Origin of the sequence: Sanguibacter antarcticus (assembly GCF_002564005.1) — a bacterium.
Classification (GTDB): domain Bacteria; phylum Actinomycetota; class Actinomycetes; order Actinomycetales; family Cellulomonadaceae; genus Sanguibacter; species Sanguibacter antarcticus.
Genome location: NZ_PDJG01000001.1, coordinates 42430 through 62458, shown reverse-complemented (window position 1 = coordinate 62458; position 20029 = coordinate 42430). Strand labels below are relative to the sequence as shown.

Here is a 20029-nt window from a genome sequence, read left to right as displayed (position 1 = left end):
GCCCTCCATGGCGCCTCGACTCACCGGCATCCGTGCCGGTCACAGATCACCCAGAAATGATCACTGGGTGACGTAGTCAGTCAGAAAGACCTCCATGACCTCCTCGTGGTAGGCAACCTTGAGAGTCTCGGTGAGCTCGGCCTTGAGGGCGTCGCGTGTCGTGGGGTCGGAGATCTCGGCGACCGTCCGTCCGGAGAAGAGAGCGATGGCGGCGTCTTTCGCGGCCGCCTCGTCGATCGTGCCGTGCTCGCTGGCGTCCAGCGTCAGCTGGAGACCGAGGCCGAGGCGCAGGTAGTGGCCGTCGTCGAGGTTGATGCTCATGGCCTCGACCGTGAGCATCTCGCCGGCTTCGGGCTCTGGCTCGGCAGCGGGCTCGGACGGGGTGCGCAGGAAGAAGTACCAGCCGGCACCAGCGAGGGCGAGGACCGCCACGAGGATGATGACGATCAGCTTGAGCTTCTTCTTGGGCTTGATCTCCTCGACCTCTGCCGCGGGGGCGTCCTTCTTCGGGCTGATGCCGCTCGGGCGTGCCGGGGCGGGACGGGTGGGTGCGTTCATGACGCGCTGTTCGATGGGCATGTGTCAGCCCTCCTGGAGTGTCGGGACGAGCGGGAGCAGCGCACGGATGCGCTCGGGCTTGTCGGAGAGGACGACGAGGTCGACCCGCCGGTTGGACGCGAGGCCCTCGGGTGTGTCGTTGGGGACGAGAGGGCGTGCTTCGCCGTAGCCGACGGACGCGACCCGGTTTCCGGGGACGCCGCCGACCTCGACCATGCGCCGCAGCACCTGGGTCGCGCGGTCGGACGACAGCTCCCAGTTGGAGGAGTAGACCGTGGTGGGCTCCGTGTTGGCGTGGCCCTCGATCGAGATCTCGTTCGGCAGGCCGACGACGAACGGAGACATCGTGTCGATGACGATCTGGGACGTCTGGGTGAGCACGGCGCTCTCTGCCGCGAAGAAGACCTCGTTCGTCACCATGCCGATGACGAGGCCTCGCTCGTCGATCTTGAACTCCAGGACTCCCTGGAGCCCCTTGGCGGTGAGGGCGGCCTCGATCTGGGCGGCGAGGTCCTCGAAGCTCGAGTACTCGAGCCGTGCGACCGCGAGGTCGCCCGCGTCGATGGCGTCGGCAGACCCGGTGACCGCGGAGACCTCGCTCTCCTGGATGCTGTCGCTGATCGTCGGGATGATGTCCTCGATGGTCGGGATGACCACGTCGGTGCTCGTCTCGGCCATCGGGCCGCTCCCGTCCGAGAGGATGGACACCTGGGGTGCCCCGAACCCGGCAGCGAGCGACGTCCGGAGCTGGTCGAACTTGGCCTCGTCCACCTGGCTGATCGCGTAGAGCACGATGAAGAGCGCGACGAGGACGGTCATCATGTCGGCGTAGGAGACGAGCCACCGTTCGTGGTTCTCGTGCTCCTCCTCGATCACCTTCTTGCCCTTGCGGGCTCCGCCCGAGCTCATGCTGCTTCCTTGCCTGCGGTCTGCTCGCTGAGCGGCAGGAGGCTGCGCAGACGCTCGCCCACGAGGCGCGGGTTGGCTCCGGCCTGCACAGAGAGCAGGCCCTCGACGACGAGCTCCATCTGGCTGCACTCGAGCTCCGAGAGCCGCCGGAGCCGGTTGCCGATCGGCAGCCACATGACGTTGGCGGAGAGGATGCCCCAGAGCGTCGCGACGAACGCGGCCGCGATGAGGTGACCGAGCTCGTCCGGGTTGGCGAGGTTCTCGAGGACGTGGACGAGGGAGACGACCGTCCCGACGATCCCGATCGTCGGGGCGTACCCGCCCATGTCGTGGAAGAACTTGTACGCGAGCTTGTCCGAGACGCGCTTGGAGTGGATGCGGTCTTCGAGGATGGCTCGCAGGTCTTCAGGGTCCGTCCCGTCGATCGCCGACCGGAGGCCGCCCTTGAGGAACTCGTCGTCGATGTCGCGCGCCGCGTCCTCGAGGGCGAGAAGACCTTCTCGACGAGCGCGGTCCGCGAGCCCGACGATCGTGTCGATCGAGGCGGCGGCGTTCTTGGGCTTGCTGACGAAGGCTGAGGGGAGCGCCTTGAGCGCGCCGAGGGTGTCCTTGAGCGTGCCGCCGGCGAGGGTCACCGCGAAGGTCGCTCCGAACACGAGGATCATCGGGGCGGGCAGCAGGATCGACATCGGGCTCGCGCCCTCGAGGAGGATCATCGTGAGGATCGAGCCCAGCGCTACGCCGATCCCGATCATGGTTGCCGGATCCACTAGGAGTCCTCCCTGGTGATCCGCTTGACGAGGGCGAGCTCTGCGCGATCGGTCCGCGGTGGGGCCGAGTCGTCGTCAGAGTCCTCGTCGTGGTCCTCGCGCAAGGCCGGGGCGCTGCGCAGGTGGTTGTGGTCAGCGTCTTCGCGCTGGATCTCCTGGGCGCGGGCGATCATCCGGGAACGGTGCTCGTTGATCGACGAGATGACGTCGACCATCGGCTCTTCGACGATGTACTTGGTGCCGTCGACGAGCGTGAGGATCGTGTCAGGCGCACTGTCGATGCGCTGCACGAGGTCGGGGTTGACCGCGAAAGGGGGGCCGTTGAGGCGCGTCACGACTATCACTGGGAATCCATCCGTGGAGCACTGCTGAGGCCCATCCATGAGCCGTTCTCAAGACCCTTCGGCCACAGGGGCCCAGGTATGAGATGTCGGACCGATAACGACGGGGCCGCCGCGGGTGATCCGCGGCGGCGCCTCCGCTAGCGCTTGAGGTTGACGAGCTCCTGGAGCAGCTCGTCCGAGGTGGTGATGACGCGAGAGTTCGCCTGGAACCCGCGCTGGGCGATGATGAGGTTGGTGAACTCGCTCGACAGGTCCACGTTGGACATCTCGAGAGCACCACCGACGAGGCCGCCACGGCCACCCGTGCCGGCCGTACCGATCTCGGCGTCGCCGGAGTTGACCGTCGTCGTGTAGAGCGAGCCACCAGCCTTCTCGAGACCGACGGGGTTGGCGAACGTCCCGAGCGCGATCCTGCCGACAGCCGACTTCAGGCCGTTGGAGAACGCCCCCATGATCGTGCCGTCCGCGTTGATCGTGAAGGACTGCAGCGTCCCGGCCTGCTGACCGTCGACAGCCGACTTGGTGATCGTCGACAGGTTGGCGAACCCGGTGACGGCGGTGAGGTCGACGGCCACGCCGTCGATCGTCACGGCGCCTGCCGGCGTCGTCATCGCACCCGTCGTCGCGTTGAACGCCACGGCGGTCGTCCCGGCTGTGGACGTCATGTCCCACCCGGCCGCGGTCTTCGTGAACGTCAGGCTGATCGTGCGTGCGTTGCCGAGCGCGTCGAACACCTCGATGTCACGGTTGAGCGGCTCGCTGCCGACGGCCGCGTCGGACGGCAGGTTGCCGCTGAACGACGCGGCGGTCGTCGCCGAGGCCGGCGTGAGGGTGGTCGTCGGGAGCTTGAGCGCCGAGAGCGCACCGTTCGTGTTGATGGTCCCGTCCGCGGCGGCGGCCCAGCCCTGGACGAGCGCGCCCTCGCTGGTGACGAGGTTGCCGTTCGCATCGAAGTCGAACGCGCCGGAGCGGGTGTAGTAGTTCTGCCCGCCCTTGCTCACGACGAAGAAGCCGTCACCCGAGATCATCATGTCGGTGCTGCGGTTGGTCACCTGCGAGGCGCCCTGCTGGAAGTTGGTCGTGACGCCAGCGACCTGGACACCGAGACCCACCTGGGCCGGGTTGGTGCCACCGACACCGTCCTGCGCACCACCGGCGTTGGTGAGCACCTGGCTGAGGGTGTCCTTGAACTGGATCTGAGAGGCCTTGAAGCCCGTCGTGTTGACGTTGGCGATGTTGTTGCCGGTGACGTCGAGCATGGTCTGGTGTGCGCGGAGCCCGGAGATTCCGGAGAAGAGCGAGCGAAGCATGAGAGTTCCCTTCGAGGATGCGGACTAGGACGCTGAAGACTGGCCCGCGGCTGCGGGAGTGCTGCCGGGCTGGGTGACGGAGGCGACGGCGTCGAGCAGCACCTTCGTGCCGCCGACGGTGACGGTGGGGACCGAGTCCGCATAAGAGACGGCGGTCGCGGTCCCGGTCACCATGGCGCCGTCGGCGCCCGCATAGGTGACCTCTTGCCCGATGAGGCTCGCTGCAGCCATGCGCATCTGCAGCGCGAAGCTCTCGGACATCGTCGTGGAGAGCGTGGTGAGCTGCTCCATGCTGGCGAGCTGCGTGGTCTGCGCCATCATCTCGGTGGTGTCCATCGGCGAGCTGGGGTCCTGGTACTTGAGCTGGGCCACGAGCAGCGTCATGAAGGTCTCGTTGTCGAGCTCCTTCTTGGCTGTCGAGGTGCCGGTCGAGCTGGTGTACAGGCCAGAGGCACCGTTCACGGCTGACGTGTCGACGGTCATGTGTCGTTCTCCTTAGATGAGGACGTCGACGCCGTGGGCGCCTGGGTCGGTCGAGGCGGCGGTGCGCGCCTCGGTGGTCTGGTCGGGAGCAGCCCAGGGGCTCGTCGCTCCGTCACGCTGGTCCCGCGGTCCGCCGCGAGCCGAGGTGTCCTGCTGGCCACCGGCGAGGTCGCCGGTGCCAGCGGGGTGGCGGCTCTGCTGACCGGCGGTGTCGGCCGCCAGAGAGAGGGTCGCGTTCATACCCGTCGCAGAGAGGTCGCGGCGGAGGTCTGTGAGGAGGCCCCGGAGGCTGTCCCGTGCAGCGTCGGTCGCCCCGACGAGCTCGATGCGGATGCCGTCCGCACCGATGTGGGCCCGCACCTGGACCGGGCCGAGGTGCTCCGGGTCCACGCGCAGGGTGAGCATGTGCTCCCCCGGCGCGGCGGTCCGCAGCGCGACGAGCGGCCCGCGGACCTGCTCGGCGAGCGGCACGTGCGGGGTGTTCGCAGGAGTCGCGGGTGCCTGTGCGGCGACGCGGTCGGTCGCTCCGAGCGCCTGGGCGAAGGCCGCACCGGTCGCTGTCTGCGGCGTGGTCACGGGGGCCTGGGCCGCGCTCGCCGGGGTGGTCTCTGCGCGGGCGGCGGTCGCGTCGGTCGAGGTGGCCGCGTCCGTCCCGGGGACGGCTGGCAGCTGCGTCCCGGCCGAGGCGGCCTGGGGCTCCTGTCCGGCGGCAGCCGCGGCCGCACCGGCGAGAGCCGCTCCAGCACCGGCCGAGCCGGGCTGGGCCGGACCGGTGAGGACGACCCGCGCCCCGTCGACGAGAAGATCGGCTGCTGCGGCTCCGGTGCCCGGTCCCGTGGTGGACTTCTCGGCGCCTGCAGGAGCGGTCGTCGAGGCGTCGAGCTCCGCGACGGCGGCCTGGTCGGCGGCCGTGCCGGTCGTCGCCTGTGAGCCGGCCTGCGTCTGCAGCGTCGGGTCGGCGGAGACCAGCGCACCGGTCTCGGTGCCCGCCACCGATGCCGCGAGGGTCGCGGCGAGAGCGAGCGCCGCAGCCTCTTGCGCGGACCCAGCGCTGTGCGCGGGCAGGACGAGACCGGCCGCCGTGCCGTCTGCGGGCAGGACCGCTGCCCCGGGATCGGCCTCGAGCCCGCTCGTTCCTGCGGTGGTCGCACCGTCGGTGGTGGCGGTAGGTGCCGTGTCGAGCGCACCGGACGTCGGCGTGGCGTCGTCTGTCGTCGGGGTGGACCCTGCCGCGTCGTTCGCGGCGAGGGCAGCCGCGCGCTCGGCAGCCCGGACGGCCTGTCCGGTCGCGGTCGAGCCCGCGGTGCGGTCGTTGTCGTTCGTGCCACGGTCGTTCGTGTCCCGGTCGCCGGCGGCCTTGGCCGCGTCCCGCGCTGCCGAGCGGCGTGCGTCAGCGGAGTCGGTCGCACGAGAAGCAGACCGGTCGGGCGCGGACGACGCACGCTCGAGCGTGCGGGCGAAGTCGTCACGGGACCTGGCGAGGTCCTCGCGGACCGAGGGCGAGCGGCCGGCAGCAGCCTGGACGGGACTGTCGGTCGAGCGCGCCGGGAGGGCGGTCATGGGTGTCATGCTGCAGCTCCGAGCAGTAGGGCGAGGGAAGACCGCTGCGCCGCGCTGGACGCGAGGATCTCGCTGATCTGGGTGGCTGGGGTCGTCGAGGCGACCGAGGTGGCGTCGGGAAGCACACGTCGGATCGCGGTGGGGGTCTCGTACACGTCACGCTCACGCACGACGTCACCGGGCTTCGGCGCGTCGATCATCCGACCGTCGCCGACGTAGATGGCGATGTGGCTCCCGCCACCGAAGACGAGGAGGTCGCCGGCGCGAGCCTCGGCCATCGAGGCCACCGCCACGCCTTCCTTCATCTGGTCCCGTGCGACGCGCGGCATGTCGACCCCGAGGGCGCCGAGCGCCCGCTGGACCAGGCCGGAGCAGTCGATACCGCTCATGGACTCGCCGCCCCATGCGTAGGGGACGCCGAGGAACTTCCGGGCTTCGGCGACGAGCGCCTCGCCCGACGCACCGGGGGTCGACGCTGCCGGGTTCGACGCTGCGGGGACGGTCGCGGTCGCTGCGGCGGCCTGCGCGACGAGGTCGGTGCTCGTGTCCTGGACGGCGAACGCGTCGAGGACCGACGCGAACGACGTCGACGCTGCCGAGACGGACGCCGCCGAGGTGGAGGCCGCTGCGGTGCTCACGCTCCGGGACGCCGCCGGCGCCACCGCCTTGATGACGGTCTCGATCTCCTGGATGCGGCCGAGGACGGCCGCGATGCCGGTCATGCGTCGTCCCCGTCGATCCTGCTCGACGGGGCGCGCCCGGCGATCTCGTCGAGAGCGAGCTGCTCGACACGCAGGTCTTCGACGTTCTCACGCTCGATGTGGCGCTCGGCGAGCTTCTCGAGCGGGACGGACCGCTTGCGCGCATCGGTCCAGGCGAGCTCGCGCTGCTGCACCTCGGTGGCAGCCACCTCGACGGCGACCGACGTCTCGGTGGCAAAGCTGCGGAGCGCGGCGCGTGACGCCACGGACGCGTGGAAGACGGCGACACCGAGGTCGGTCTGGAACTCGTGGATGGTGAGCTCACGCGTCGCCTGCGCACGGCGCGCCTCTGCGCGTCGACGCGAGGCGTTGGCCGAGGCGAGGTCGGCAGCAGCCTGGTCCTCCTGCAGCTTGCGGAAGCGCATGAGGCCGGCGAGGCGGAAGGCGCTCATGCTGCCACCCCCAGCCCGCCGACGAGCGCCCGGAGGCTCGCCCACGACGCGTCGGACGGAGCGTTCTCGTCGACACCCTGCTGGAGGAAGTCGTCGATCGCGCCCTGGTTCGCGAGAGCAGAGTCGACGAGCGGGTTGCTCCCGGCGACATAGGCACCGACGTCGACGAGGTCTTGGACGGAGCGGCGCGCCGCCATGACCTTGCGGAGCGCTGTCGCGTCGGCCCGCTGCTCCGGCGTCGTGACGCGGGTCGCGACACGGGAGATCGAGGCGAGCGCGTCGATGCTGGGAAAGTGGCCGGCGACGGCGAGCTTGCGGTCGAGGACCACGTGCCCGTCGAGGATCGATCGTGCGGCGTCGGCGATCGGCTCGTTGTGGTCGTCGCCGTCGACGAGGACCGTGTAGATGCCGGTGACCGAGCCCTTGGCGGACGTCCCCGCGCGCTCGAGGAGCGCAGCGAGGAGGGAGAACGTGGAGGGCGGGTATCCGCGGGTGGCGGGCGGCTCCCCGACGGAGAGACCGATCTCGCGCTGGGCCATCGCGACCCGGGTGAGCGAGTCCATCATGAGGACGACGTCCTGGCCGGCCTCGCGGAAGAACTCGGCGATGCGGGTCGCGACGAACGCGGCACGCAGCCGCACGAGCGCGGGCTCGTCAGACGTGGCGACCACGACGACGGACCGTGCGAGACCTTCAGCGCCGAGGTCGTCCTCGATGAACTCGCGGACCTCGCGTCCACGCTCGCCGACGAGAGCGATGACGGAGATCTGCGCGTCCGTGCCGCGGGCGATCATGGACAGGAGCGTCGACTTGCCGACGCCGGAGCCGGCGAACAGGCCCATGCGCTGACCCCGACCGACGGTCGTCAGTGTGTCGAGCGTGCGGACGCCGAGGTTGAGCGGCTGCGCGACGCGCTGACGCTCGAGAGGGTGAGGCGACCGCCCTTCGAGCGGGACGACGGTCGTGCCGGTGAGGGGACCACGGCCGTCGAGCGGGCGTCCGAGCCCGTCGATGACCCGGCCGAGGAGGCCGGCGCCGACCGGGACGCGCAGCGAGCCGCCGGTCGAGCGGGCCGCGAGCCCCGGGCGCACACCGCTCATCGCTCCGAGCGGCATGCAGCGTGCGGAGCCGTTGCTCAGGGCGACGACCTCGGCGAGCATCGAGTCCTCCGCGCTCTCCGAACCCGTGGTCGAGGGGTCGCCGAGCGCGATGACGTCGCCGAGAGCGCAGTCGAGACCGACCACGTCGAGCGAGAGACCGACCGCGGCGCTCACCCGACCGACGCGCTCGGGCGCTGCCGCGAGCAGGGTCTCGGCCCAGGTGCTCGTCACGGCGCTCACGAGATCGCTCCGGCCCGGGCGCCCTGCACCGGAGCCTGGGCCTCGGCCGAGGCGGCAGCGGACTCCTCGAGAGCACGCAGCGCGCGGTCGAAGGAGGACCGGATCCGGGCGTCGAAGTAGCCGCCCTCGAACGTGCTCACCGCGTCGCCCGGAGAGAGCGAGGGGTCCGCGACGAGCTCGATGCCGTCGACGGCGTCCGTCCCGGACGCCCGCAGGATCGCGAGGTCGGACGGGTGGAGGCGGACCGTCTGGATGCGGACGTCGTGCGGGACCGCGAGAGCGCGGTGCAGCGCGCCCTGCGCGGACGCCTGGGAGTCAGCGAGATCGTGCCCGACGACCGAACGAGCCAGGTCGAACGCGAGCGTGTGCAGGAGGTCGCGGGCGTCGTCGAGCACAGGCAGGAGGCGTTCCTGAGCAGCGCGGGCTGCTCGCTCGAGCGTGAGGACCGCGGCGCGGTGCTCGGCGTCGCGTGCTGCCTCGCTCGCTGCGACCTCGTCGCGCAGACGCTCCTGGACGAGTCGCGTGCTCTCGGCGGCGGCCCGGCTGCCTGCGGCGAACCCCGCCGCGTACCCGGAGACGCGTGCGCTCTCCTGGACGCTGCGCACGCGGTCGTCGGTGACGACCGTGAGACGAGCCGCGCTGAAGGCTGACGTGTCAGTCGACATATTCGTCCTCCCCGTCACGGCGGATGACGATCTGGCCGCTCTCCTCGAGCCTGCGGATGACCTGGACGATCGCCGCACGGGCTTCCTCGACCTGCGACATGCGGACCGAGCCGAGGACGTCGATCTCCTCGAGCAGGTTCTCGCTGGCGCGCTCGGACAGGTTGCGCAGGACGGCGTCCCGCTGGCCGGGGCCGGCGCCCTTGAGCGCGAGCGCCAGGCTCGCCGACTCGACGCCGCGCAGCACGAGCTGCAGGGCACGGTCCTCGAGGAGGACGATGTCGGCGAAGACGAACATGCGGCTGCGGACCTCTTCGGCGAGGGCGCTGTCACGCGCCTCGAGACCTTCGAGGATGAGCTTCTCGGTGCCCGGGTCGGCACGGTTGATGATCTCGACCAAGGGGTCGAGGCCACCGATCGCGGAGGTCTCGCGCGGGGTGAGGACCGCGGAGGCCTTGCGACGCAGGGCGTCCGCGATGATCGTCACGACGTCCGGGGCCGCTCGCTCCATGAGAGCGATGCGGTGCGCGATCTCGGCCTGCGACTGCGGCGGCAGCCCCGCGAGGATCGCGGCACCGTGCTCGGGCCGCAGGTGGGCGAGCACGAGAGCGATCGTCTGCGGGTGCTCACCGCTGAGGAGAGCGAGGATCTGGCGGGCGTCCGCCTGCTGGAGGAACTCGAAGGGCTGACCGGCCATCGATGTCGCGAGGCGGTCGAGCATCGTCTGCGCGCGGTCGGTCCCCATGGTCGCCTCGAGCAGCTGCTGCGCGTAGCCGAGGCCACCGTTGCTGATGCTCGTGCCGCCGCCGATGGTGATCTGGTGGAACTCGGAGATGACACCGTCGGCGACGTCGCGGTCGACGCGCTCCATCCGCAAGATCTCCGCGGTGAGCTCCTCGACAGCAGTCTCGTCCAGCCGCGACATGATCTTCGCGGCGCGGTCTCGTCCGATCTGCATGAGGACGAGGGCGGCTTTCTGCGTGCCGCTCAAGATCGCAGTGCTCATGCGTTGGCCTTCGCGTCCATCCAGCCGCGGAGCAGCTCAGCGACCTGCTCGGGCTGGTCGTCGACGAGGGCCGCGACGTCGCTGCGCTTGCGCTCGATCGCGATCTGGGTGGGGTCCGGGACCTCAGGCACCTCAGCGAGCGCGAGCATCTCGTCGTGCGCGATCTGCGCAGCCTCGAGAGCACGGGCGTCGTCGAGACGCGTGAGCTCGCCGAGGTCGACGGCCTCGCGCGGGTCTCCCCTGCGCCGCTTGCGCAGCGCGAGGACGATCCCGAGGATGACGAGGGCGACGAAGACTGCTGCCGCGATGATGATGTTGCGGAGCTGGAGCGCCTCGGCGGCGGCGACCTGGTCTGCGGCGGCAGCCGCGAGAGCCTCCTGCGCCGCGACCGCACCGGTCGTGTCGAACTGCATCCGGGAGACGGTGACGACGTCACCGCGTGTCGCGTCGATCCCGGCGGCCGAACCGACCATGGTCTCGAGCGTGGCGAGGTCGATCGCAGCGGCTGCCGTCTGGTCGACGGCCACCGAGACAGACTGCCGGCGGACCGTGCCCGGTGCAGCGACCGTGTGCGTCGTCAGCTTGTCGACCGCGTTGTTCGACTCGGAGGTCTCGTTGCGGTAGGCCCCGTCTCCGGTGCCGTCGCCCTCGGGGACCGCGATGTTGTCGGGGCCGAGCACGCCGGTCGCTGCCGTGTTGTCGCCCGTGTACTCCTCGAGGGTGTTCTTCTCGATGAGCGCGGGGACCCCGTCCGTGGCGGTGAAGGTCTCCTGCGTGCTCTCGGTCGCGTCGTAGTCGAGGTCGGCCGTCACGGAGACGACCGCCTTGCCGGGGCCGAGGATCGGGTCGAGCATCGACTGGATCGACGCCGCGACGCGGTCTTCGTAGGCGAGGGTCTGCTTGCTCGAGCCCGTGCCGGACGTCCCGGTGCCGACAGCCGAGAGGACGGCGCCGGTCGAGTCGATGACCGCGACGTCGGTGGGCTTCATGCCCTCGACGCTCGCGGAGACGAGGTTGACGACCGACTGCACCTGGTCGTCGGAGAGCGTCATGCCGGACGACGCCTGGATGAAGACCGAGGCGGTCGGGTCAGCAGTCTCGGAGACGAACACCGTGTCCTCGGGGATGGCGAGCTTCACCGTCGCGACCTCGACCCCGGACATCGCCGAGACCGTCTTCGCGAGCTCTCCCTCGAGCGCCCGCTTGTAGGTGACGTCCTGCTGGAACTCCGAGGACGTCATGCCCATGTCGTCGAGCAGCGAGTAGCCGCCGTCGCTCGTGGGCGAGATGCCGCTCGCGGCGACCTTGAGGCGCATGTCGTACACCGCGTCGGTGGGAACCATGACGGTCGAGCCACCGTTGGTCAGCTCGTACGCCACACCCTGTGCGGTGAGCTGGTCGACGATGACGCTCGCGTCCGCCGGCGCCAGGTCTGTGTACAGCGGGGAGAACTGCGGCTTCGTGAACCACGTGCTCAGCGCGATGATGCCGACGACGAGGACAGCCGCACCGATGAGCGCGAGCGTGCGCTGCGCGACGGTGAACTCACGGATCGAGGTGGTGAGACGGCCGAACGCCGACGTGATCTGGGCGGGCATCAGGCCTGCATCCGCATGATCTCGCTGAACGCGTCGACAGCCTTGTTGCGGATCGCTGCGGTGAGCTCGAGGGTGACCTTCGCCTCGCTCGCCGCGATCGTGTAGTCGTGGATGTCGTCGAGGTCACCGGTGACGGCCTGGACCGCGAGGTCGTTCGCCTTCGTCTGGAGCCCCTGGAGGTTCGTCACCGCGTCGGCGAGGACACCGCCGAACGCTCCGGACGCGGACCCGGTGCTCCCGCCGCCCTCGGTCGGGTCGATGTAACCGGTCGGGGAGACGGAGCCGAGCGAGCTCAGCGCGCTCACGCTCTCCAGTGCGGGGATGCTCATCAGTTACGTCCGATCTGGAGTGCGGCCTCGTAGGTGGCCTTGGCGCGGTCGACCACGGCAGCGTTGGCCTGGTAGCCACGCTGCGCCATGATCATCTGGGTCATCTGGCTCGACATGTCGATGTCGGGGTACTTCACGTAGCCCTCGGCGTCGGCGAGCGGGTGCTCGGGCTCGTAGACCATGCGGCCCTCGGCGCTGCCGAGCTCGACGCCGGCGACCTGGACGCCCTGGCCGTTCTCCGGGTAGCCGACGGCGCTGGCCACGACGTACCGGGCCTGGAACGCGTCTTCGCTGGTCGCGGTCACGGTGCTCATGTTCGCGAGGTTGTCGCTCACGGCGTCGAGCCACTTGCGGTTGACGGTCATGCCTGTCGAGGCGATCCCGATTGCTCCGAAGGTCGTCATCAGCTGGTCCTCATCGCGGTCCGCAGGGACGAGAAGGTGCCGTCGACCGCTTGGGTCGCCAGCTGGTAGCGCAGGTTGGTGTCGACGTTGAGCAGCGTCTCCTCGTCGAGGTTGACGTTGTTGCCGTCGGTCCGGGTGGGCTCCAGGGAGCGGGCCTCGGTCGCGGTGACCGCCCCGTCGCCGCGAGACACCGCGGTCTCCAGCTCTTTCTCGAACGAGACCTTGCCCGCGAGGTAGTTGGGCGTGTTGATGTTCGCCACGTTGTTGGCGATCACTCGCTGACGGAGAGCAAGTCCGTCGAGCGCGCTGTTGAGCGCGACAAAGGCCACAGAATCGAACACGCCAACCCCTACAGGTAAGTGAATGGTGCGGCCGATCCGTGGCCTGATGCTCGAGCCTTCCTGGCTCGATTTCTCTATCGGTCGTGCGAGGCCCCTCATAAGAGGTTCAATGCCCCAGTAGTTCGCGCTCCGGGTCCTTTTCACCCGGGCATATCAACCAACGAGGTCGATATACACCGGGACGGACGGTCGCCGATCGCGAAGGTTGTCCACCACGGTCAGGTGCTGCCGTGCAGAACGGGCCGCCTCAGCAAGACGCGAGGCCATCTCGAGCTGACGGTCGAGGATCGCCGTCGCCCGGTCCTTGAGCGCCGGCGGCAACGGACCGAGGTCCGTCGGCGGGCTCCACGCGAGGTTCGCGGACTCGAAGGCCGAGTCGATGAGGTGACCGGTCGAGACCAGATCTTCCGCCTCGGCGAGGCTCATCTCGAACCCGTCGAGCGCTGCCGACCATGCGTCGATCCACGGTGTGGGCTCCGAGCGGGGCTGGTCAGCCGACACCGAGGAACCCGCTCCCGGCCGAGATGCTCCCTGCGCCGACCGGCACGTTCTGGGCGGCCTCCTGTGCGAGGCCGCCTGCCGCCTCGTGCCAGGCCATCCGCAGAGGGTCGACGATCGAGCGGCACGCGGCGGTCCGGACAGGGTCGTTGCTGATGTTCGCCTGGACCAGCTCGTTGAGAAGGTGGGAGTACAAGCCCTTGAGCCCCGGGCCACCCTCCCACGCGTCGACGTCGAGAGTGACGATGAGCTCAGCGACGATGTCCTGTGCGTGCGTGAGCCGAGAGTTCGCCTCGGCGACGTCCCCGGCGACCTGTGCTTTCATCCCTCGGTCGAGGTCGAGCACCAGCCGGTCGTAGAGCATCGTCAGGAGGCGAGCGGGGCTCGCGCTGAGGACCGTGTCATTGAGAAACTGCGCGCGCTGGGCGTCGGAGTTCATCTGCTGGCTCATACCCGACCTATCGACGGCGACCACGCTGGTGTGAGGCTTTCGCTAGCTCCACGTGGACAGTGATGCGAGCGAGCTGGTGAGCCACGAGGACTGTGCGTTGAGCGCGCTGAGCGACACCTCGAGCGCCGCGTAGGTCGCCTGCAGTCCCTCTTTGCGTGTGGCGAGGCGGCGGTCCCAGTCGTCCACCTGGGTGGAGAGGTCCTTGCTGAAGCTCTGCTGGTTCGTGATCTTCAGGGTGAGCGTGCCGTCGATCGAGTCTGACGCGCTCGTCGCGACGCCCTCGACCCTCTCGGCGAGGCCGCTGATGATCTTCTGCACCTTGGCCGGGTCCGCCGCCATCGCGGCAGCGAACACGGTCTCGTCGAAGCTGAACGTCCCGTCCCGGCTGAGGATGATGCCGACCTCGGACGGCGATGTGCCGTCGACAGGGTAGGACGCCGCGGTGATGATCGCCTGGTTGAGCGAGCGCGTCGCGCTGTCGCCACCGAGGATCCCCGCGGTGATGACGCTCCCGCCGTCGCTCGCGGTCGTCGTCGTCGTGGCCGTGCGTGACTTGATCTCGGAGAGCACGACGCCGAGAGCGCCCACGAGGTCTGAAGCCAGCTTCGTCAATGCGGTGTCGTCGCGTGCGACGGTGACCGTCGTCGAGGTCGCGTCCACCGCAGAGACGGTGATGTCGACGCCTGTGAGGACGTCTGAGAAGGTGTTCGTCGCGGACTTGACCGGCTGGCTGCCCCACAGCGTGATCTGCGCGTCGCTCGCGGCGATGATCGCGTCGCTGCGCTTGATGAGCGCGGCGGGTGCGGTGCCTGCCTGGATGTCTGCCTCGGCGACGGTGCCTGAGTGGAGCTCGAACGCCGCCTCGTCGCCGCTGCCCGAGCCGGTCAGCTGGAGTCGCGACTCGGTCGCAGAGATCTTCACGACGCTCGCGCTGATGCCGACCCCGGCAGAGTTGAGCTTCGCGGCAAAGCCGGCGAGGTCGGTGACGCCCGTCAGGTCAACGACGGTGGCCGTGGCTGTGGCGTCGGCCGATCCTTTGGCGATGGTGACGCTCGAAGGGACGGTGCCGCCGAAGAGGTCTGCGAGGGAGGTGACGTTCCCGGTGACGGAGGTCTGCGCCTTGGCCAGCTTGTCGACGGTGAAGGTCAACGAGGAGGCCTGCGCGGTGCTGGAGGCGGTCGCGGTCGCTGATGTTCCGGTGGTCGACGCCTTGACAGCGGACCAGGACGCGGTCTTCGTGGCCGTCGTGGCTGCGTCGGCGAGGGAAGATACCCGCGTGTTGAGGCCTTGGAGGGTCGAGATGAACGTCTGGGTGGTCGACACCTTCGCCTTGAGCAGCGTCTGAGGTGCGGCCTCGACAGCCATGAGCTGTGTGATGAGCGAGGTCGTGTCCAGACCGCTGACGAGCCCGTCGATACCGAACGATGCCATGACGCTCTCCTGCCCTCTGACGTGCTGTGCGTGCCGCGTGCCGCGCGGCTCCGGAATGCCGACCGGCGGTGGGGGGACGGTTGTCCCACCACCGCCGGCCGATGCTGCGGTCCTGCTACCTCTGTGCCGAGTCTCTCGGCTCAGTCAGGGACCTGATCAGCGCAGGAGCGAGAGGACGCCCTGGGGGATCTGGTTGGCCTGGGCGAGCATCGCGGTGCCGGCCTGGGAGAGGATCTGCGCGCGGGTGAAGGACACCATCTCCTGCGCCATGTCCGTGTCGCGGATCCGGCTCTCGGACGCGGAGAGGTTCTCGACCGCGACGTTGACGTTCTTGATGGTGTGCTCGAGGCGGTTCTGCATCGCACCGAGTCCGGCACGCGTGGTCGAGATCGCCTCGATCGCGGTGTCGACAGCGTTGATCGACGCCTGAGCGGTCGTGTTGTCGGTGACCTTGAGCGCAGCGATACCGGCGACCGTGGACTTGACGTTGTCGAGCGTCACGGTGATGGTGCTGTTCGTGTCGCCGTCGGCGCCGACCTGGAACGCGAGCGTGCCCTTGGAGCCGTCGAGCAGCTTCGTGCCGTTGAAGTTCGTCGAGTCGGCGATACGAGTGAGCTCGGTGCCGAGGCTCGTGATCTCAGTCTCGATGTTGGTGCGGGCTTCGGCGCTGTTGGAGTCGTTAGCACCCTGGACCGACAGGTCGCGCACGCGCTGGAGGATCGCGTGAACCTCGGTCAGTGCGCCTTCAGCGGTCTGCACGACCGAGATGCCGTCCTGAGCGTTACGAGCGGCAACCTTGAGGCCACCGACCTGCGAACGCAGACCCTCAGAGATCGCCAGACCAGCAGCGTCGTCCGCCGCACGGTTGATGCGGAAACCGGAGGAGAGCTTCTCCAGCGACTTCGACAGGTCATTCTGCGTGTTGGACAGGTTGCGGTAGGAGTTGACTGCCGCGATGTTCTGGTTGATCGAGAGACCCATGATGAACTTCTTCCGTGAGTGGGGCCGAGTGCGGTGCCCGTCCGTGGGCTGCCACAGTCCCTATCGGCAACCGCCGACAGGCATGAAGGATTTTTGGCGACCAACTTTTTTGACTTCCAGATCGGTACGAGGTCACAGACCGTTGGTCGTCGGTCAGACGCACGTGTGGCCCCGCCGGGTCACGGCGGGGCCACACGTCATCGACCTGTCAGCCGATCAGACGCTGAGATGATCAGCGCAGGAGCGAGAGGACGCCCTGGGGGATCTGGTTGGCCTGGGCGAGCATCGCGGTGCCGGCCTGGGAGAGGATCTGCGCGCGGGTGAAGGACACCATCTCCTGCGCCATGTCCGTGTCGCGGATCCGGCTCTCGGACGCGGAGAGGTTCTCGACCGCGACGTTGACGTTCTTGATGGTGTGCTCGAGGCGGTTCTGCATCGCACCGAGTCCGGCACGCGTGGTCGAGATCGCCTCGATCGCGGTGTCGACAGCGTTGATCGAGTCCTGTGCGGTGAGGTTGGCGCTCGTGCCACCGGAGACCTTGAGGTCCTTGATCCCGGAGACGATGGAGGCCACGTTGGAGATGTCGACCGTGATGGTGCTGTTCGCGTCGCCGTCGGCGCCGACCTGGAACGCCAGGGAGACCGTAGCGGTGGACGCTGCACCGCTGGTGCCACCGTTGAGGAGCTTCGTGCCGTTGAAGTTGGTCGACTCGGAGATGCGGTCGAGCTCGGTGCCGAGGCTCGTGATCTCGGTCTCGATGTTGGTGCGGGCTTCGGCGCTGTTGGAGTCGTTAGCACCCTGGACCGACAGGTCGCGCACGCGCTGGAGGATCGCGTGAACCTCGGTCAGTGCGCCTTCTGCGGTCTGCACGACCGAGATGCCGTCCTGAGCGTTACGAGCGGCAACCTTGAGGCCACCGACCTGCGAACGCAGACCCTCAGAGATCGCCAGACCAGCAGCGTCGTCCGCCGCACGGTTGATGCGGAAACCGGAGGAGAGCTTCTCCAGCGACTTCGACAGGTCGTTCTGCGTGTTGGACAGGTTGCGGTAGGAGTTGACTGCCGCGATGTTCTGGTTGATCGAGAGACCCATGATGAACTTCTTCCGTGAGTGGGGCCGAGTGCGGTGCCCGTCCGTGGGCTGCCACAGTCCCTATCGGCAACCGCCGACAGGCATGAAGGATTCTTGACAGACGGTTCTCTGAGCCCTCGTAGGACGGTCGTCGCCGGCCAGGCGCACGTGTGGCCCCGCCGGGTCACGGCGGGGCCACACGTCATCGACCTGTCAGCCGATCAGACGCTGAGATGATCAGCGCAGGAGCGAGAGGACGCCCTGGGGGATCTGGTTGGCCTGGGCGAGCATCGCGGTGCCGGCCTGGGAGAGGATCTGCGCGCGGGTGAAGGACACCATCTCCTGCGCCATGTCCGTGTCGCGGATCCGGCTCTCGGACGCCGAGAGGTTCTCCACCGACACGTTGACGTTCTTGATGGTGTGCTCGAGGCGGTTCTGCATCGCACCGAGTCCGGCACGCGTGGTCGAGATCGCCTCGATCGCGTCGTCGACGAGCTCGATCGATGCCTGGGCGTTCACGTTCGCCGATCCGTCGCCTGCGACGGTGTCGGACACCTTGAGGTTCTTGATCCCGGCGACGGTCGTCGCGACGTTGTCGAGCGCCACGGTGATGGTGCTGTTCGCGTCGCCGTCGGCGCCGACCTGGAACGCCAGGCTCGTCTTGGAGCCGTCGAGCAGCTTCGTGCCGTTGAAGTTCGTCGACACGGAGATGCGGTCGAGCTCTTCGCCGAGGCTCGTGATCTCGGTCTCGATGTTGGTGCGGGCTTCGGCGCTGTTGGAGTCGTTAGCACCCTGGACCGACAGGTCGCGCACGCGCTGGAGGATCGCGTGAACCTCGGTCAGTGCGCCTTCAGCGGTCTGCACGACCGAGATGCCGTCCTGAGCGTTACGAGCGGCAACCTTGAGGCCACCGACCTGCGAACGCAGACCCTCAGAGATCGCCAGACCAGCAGCGTCGTCCGCCGCACGGTTGATGCGGAAACCGGAGGAGAGCTTCTCCAGCGACTTCGACAGGTCATTCTGCGTGTTGGACAGGTTGCGGTAGGAGTTGACTGCCGCGATGTTCTGGTTGATCGAGAGACCCATGATGAACTTCTTCCGTGAGTGGGGCCGAGTGCGGTGCCCGTCCGTGGGCTGCCACAGTCCCTATCGGCAACCGCCGACAGGCATGAGCGATTCGGCACGACGAATCTTGTTGCCGACGTCACACGCCTGCTCGGGTCGCCCGGCACCTGCGTCACGAAGCGGTGACGAGCCCCGGGGTGACGATCTCCAGCTGACGGAGAAGCTCGGCCTCGTCCTGTGGGGCCACCGCAGCGAGCGCTGCCTCGAGACCAGGGACAGCGCGGTCGTCCTCGTAGATTCCGACCGCCATCGCCGACGCGATGGCGCGGAGCTGTGGCTCGACGTCTCCCGACCGGCTGACCGTGACGAGCGGGCAGTGCTCGGCGAGACCGACCCTCCGCAAGGCTGCGGCACTGACCGCAAGGTCCTCGAGCCCGAGCGACGGTGCGATCTTGGCCAGGCACAAGAGCACGGTGAGGTCGTCGGGGCGCACCGCGGCCATCGCCATGAGGAAGGCGATGGAGTCCGGGGTCGCCTCGTGGACGCACCAGACGGCATGCTCACGCCACACCTGGTCTGGGAGGTCACGGATGTAGGAGTCGAGGCGATCGGCTTGGACGAAGATGCGCGAGAGGATCGTCGGGCCGACGCTGGCGTACCCCGCGAGCGCAGACTCGCGTGCGGCCCGCGCAGCGGCGCGGCGTCGACCGGTCGCAGCGAGGGCGCTCACGGCGATCCCGCTCAGCTCGTGCTTGTGAAAACGTCGTCCTGAGGAGTCGACGGACGTCGTCGGCAGCTGGTCCAGGAGGTCGAGCGCCCCCTGGAGGTCGCCGCGCCCGGCCAGGATCCGGACCCGCGTGGCGCGCGCCCAGACAGGAGAGCTGTCGGCGTGCTGCCACACGGTGAGCCACTCGTCGACGACGTCGTCCAGCTCGAGCGCGAGAGCGCTGCCGACCGCAGAGACAGCAAGATCTGTGAGGCCGACGGCGGGCACGACACCGTTCGTGCGGACGACCGTGGCCAGCGCGAGAGACGCCTCGTGCTCCCCCGCCATACCGAGGGCCCGGGCGAGGTTGGTGCGGAGGATGTCGAGCATCACTGGCGGCGTCTCCCGGGCGAGCGCCTCGTCGAGGTCACGCTGGGCGATCGTCAGGTTCCGAGCGCGTTTGTCGTGCTTGGCGATCGCCGCGTCGGTGTAGCCCGAGTGCTTGATACAGACGTGAAGGACCGGCTCGAGCACCGGTCGTGTCGACGGGTCGATGGGGACGACCTGCTCGTGGAGCCGTCCGGCGTACCTGTACTCGGAGCGACGGAAGATCCGCGCGGTGACGTTGGGTCCCTCTGGGCGTGGAGTGTCGCCGTCGACCGTCTCGACGGCGACGAGGAAGAGGTTCGCTTCGTCGGCGGCGAGCCGTCGGAGGAGGTGGGCGGTGTCGCCCTCGAAGATCTCGTCGGCGTCGACGATGAGGGCCCACTCGCTCGTCGCGTGCTCGAGGGCTCGGTTGCGTGCTGCGCCGAAGTCGTCGTCCCAGTAGCCCTCGATGACGTGAGGAGTGTGTCGCCCGGCGAGGTCACGGGTCGAGTCTGTCGAGCCGGTGTCGTAGACGATGATCTCGTCGACCCAGCCGAGGGCTGCGAGCGACGCCTCGAGGACGTCTTCTTCGTCCTTGACGATGAGGACGGCAGAGATGGTCGGTGTCGCGGTCGTGCTGGCCATGCGTTGCTCCCCGGTCGGTTTGTCCTCGACCTATCGGCCGGCATACC

The 20029-nt window shown here is 68.8% G+C and carries 23 protein-coding genes; all 23 read right to left on the bottom strand.

The genetic code is table 11. From position 1 onward, the window contains the following. Positions 1-60: 60 nt before the first annotated feature. A complete protein-coding gene (locus ATL42_RS16810; protein WP_281254252.1) occupies positions 61-579 on the bottom strand; it encodes a flagellar basal body-associated FliL family protein in 519 nt (172 codons plus the stop codon). A 3-nt stretch (positions 580-582) separates the two neighbouring features. After that, entirely contained in the window at positions 583-1467 is an 885-nt protein-coding gene (locus ATL42_RS00315; protein ID WP_098453645.1) for an OmpA/MotB family protein, read from the bottom strand. Further along, on the bottom strand, positions 1464-2237 hold the full coding sequence (locus ATL42_RS00310) for a motility protein A (RefSeq protein WP_098453644.1): 774 nt from the start codon (positions 2235-2237) through the stop codon (positions 1464-1466). Before ATL42_RS00310 ends, ATL42_RS00315 begins: the two co-directional genes overlap by 4 nt. Next, positions 2237-2572 carry a flagellar FlbD family protein gene (locus tag ATL42_RS00305; RefSeq protein WP_245861886.1) on the bottom strand — a complete coding sequence of 112 codons (336 nt, stop codon included), beginning with the start codon at positions 2570-2572 and terminating at the stop codon, positions 2237-2239. The genes ATL42_RS00310 and ATL42_RS00305 overlap by 1 nt, the downstream gene beginning before the upstream one ends. Before the next feature lie 146 nt (positions 2573-2718). After that, the gene (locus ATL42_RS00300; protein WP_098453642.1) at positions 2719-3891 is read right to left on the bottom strand and encodes a flagellar hook protein FlgE; all 1173 of its coding nucleotides are present in this window, start codon (positions 3889-3891) and stop codon (positions 2719-2721) included. A 24-nt stretch (positions 3892-3915) separates the two neighbouring features. Next, complete coding sequence (locus tag ATL42_RS00295) at positions 3916-4374, bottom strand: flagellar hook assembly protein FlgD (protein WP_098453641.1); 459 nt, start codon at positions 4372-4374, stop codon at positions 3916-3918. A 12-nt stretch (positions 4375-4386) separates the two neighbouring features. Beyond that, entirely contained in the window at positions 4387-5934 is a 1548-nt protein-coding gene (locus ATL42_RS00290; protein ID WP_098453640.1) for a flagellar hook-length control protein FliK, read from the bottom strand. Positions 5935-5939: 5 nt separating this feature from the next. Next, positions 5940-6656 (bottom strand): C40 family peptidase, encoded by a 717-nt coding sequence (locus ATL42_RS00285; RefSeq protein ID WP_098453639.1) that lies wholly within the window; start codon positions 6654-6656, stop codon positions 5940-5942. After that, positions 6653-7087: a flagellar export protein FliJ gene (locus tag ATL42_RS00280; RefSeq protein WP_098453638.1), complete on the bottom strand. Its 435-nt coding sequence runs from the start codon at positions 7085-7087 to the stop codon at positions 6653-6655. Before ATL42_RS00280 ends, ATL42_RS00285 begins: the two co-directional genes overlap by 4 nt. Next, positions 7084-8418, bottom strand: a complete 1335-nt coding sequence (locus ATL42_RS00275; RefSeq protein WP_425443210.1) for a FliI/YscN family ATPase — start codon at positions 8416-8418, stop codon at positions 7084-7086. Before ATL42_RS00275 ends, ATL42_RS00280 begins: the two co-directional genes overlap by 4 nt. Before the next feature lie 5 nt (positions 8419-8423). Continuing rightward, positions 8424-9092, bottom strand: coding sequence for a FliH/SctL family protein (locus ATL42_RS00270; RefSeq protein ID WP_098453636.1), 669 nt, complete (start codon positions 9090-9092; stop codon positions 8424-8426). Further along, positions 9082-10095 (bottom strand): flagellar motor switch protein FliG, encoded by a 1014-nt coding sequence (gene fliG / locus ATL42_RS00265; RefSeq protein ID WP_098453635.1) that lies wholly within the window; start codon positions 10093-10095, stop codon positions 9082-9084. Before fliG ends, ATL42_RS00270 begins: the two co-directional genes overlap by 11 nt. Then, positions 10092-11693, bottom strand: a complete 1602-nt coding sequence (gene fliF / locus ATL42_RS00260) for a flagellar basal-body MS-ring/collar protein FliF (RefSeq protein ID WP_098453634.1) — start codon at positions 11691-11693, stop codon at positions 10092-10094. The genes fliG and fliF overlap by 4 nt, the downstream gene beginning before the upstream one ends. Continuing rightward, complete coding sequence (gene fliE, locus ATL42_RS00255) at positions 11693-12022, bottom strand: flagellar hook-basal body complex protein FliE (RefSeq protein ID WP_098453633.1); 330 nt, start codon at positions 12020-12022, stop codon at positions 11693-11695. The genes fliF and fliE overlap by 1 nt, the downstream gene beginning before the upstream one ends. Then, positions 12022-12426 carry a flagellar basal body rod protein FlgC gene (flgC, locus tag ATL42_RS00250; protein WP_098453632.1) on the bottom strand — a complete coding sequence of 135 codons (405 nt, stop codon included), beginning with the start codon at positions 12424-12426 and terminating at the stop codon, positions 12022-12024. The genes fliE and flgC overlap by 1 nt, the downstream gene beginning before the upstream one ends. Continuing rightward, positions 12426-12767 (bottom strand): flagellar basal body rod protein FlgB, encoded by a 342-nt coding sequence (flgB, locus tag ATL42_RS00245; RefSeq protein WP_098453631.1) that lies wholly within the window; start codon positions 12765-12767, stop codon positions 12426-12428. The genes flgC and flgB overlap by 1 nt, the downstream gene beginning before the upstream one ends. A 153-nt stretch (positions 12768-12920) precedes the next feature. Further along, positions 12921-13268, bottom strand: a complete 348-nt coding sequence (locus tag ATL42_RS00240; RefSeq protein WP_098453630.1) for a hypothetical protein — start codon at positions 13266-13268, stop codon at positions 12921-12923. Beyond that, positions 13258-13716: a flagellar export chaperone FliS gene (fliS, locus tag ATL42_RS00235; protein WP_098453629.1), complete on the bottom strand. Its 459-nt coding sequence runs from the start codon at positions 13714-13716 to the stop codon at positions 13258-13260. Before fliS ends, ATL42_RS00240 begins: the two co-directional genes overlap by 11 nt. A 42-nt stretch (positions 13717-13758) precedes the next feature. Beyond that, positions 13759-15147 carry a flagellar filament capping protein FliD gene (fliD, locus tag ATL42_RS00230; protein ID WP_098453628.1) on the bottom strand — a complete coding sequence of 463 codons (1389 nt, stop codon included), beginning with the start codon at positions 15145-15147 and terminating at the stop codon, positions 13759-13761. 156 nt (positions 15148-15303) lie between these two features. Next, entirely contained in the window at positions 15304-16128 is an 825-nt protein-coding gene (locus ATL42_RS00225; RefSeq protein WP_098453627.1) for a flagellin N-terminal helical domain-containing protein, read from the bottom strand. 232 nt (positions 16129-16360) lie between these two features. After that, on the bottom strand, positions 16361-17221 hold the full coding sequence (locus ATL42_RS00220) for a flagellin N-terminal helical domain-containing protein (RefSeq protein WP_098453626.1): 861 nt from the start codon (positions 17219-17221) through the stop codon (positions 16361-16363). Positions 17222-17437: 216 nt separating this feature from the next. Beyond that, positions 17438-18286 (bottom strand): flagellin N-terminal helical domain-containing protein, encoded by an 849-nt coding sequence (locus tag ATL42_RS00215; protein ID WP_098453625.1) that lies wholly within the window; start codon positions 18284-18286, stop codon positions 17438-17440. 151 nt (positions 18287-18437) lie between these two features. Further along, positions 18438-19982, bottom strand: a complete 1545-nt coding sequence (locus ATL42_RS00210) for a glycosyltransferase family 2 protein (RefSeq protein WP_098453624.1) — start codon at positions 19980-19982, stop codon at positions 18438-18440. Positions 19983-20029: the final 47 nt, after the last annotated feature.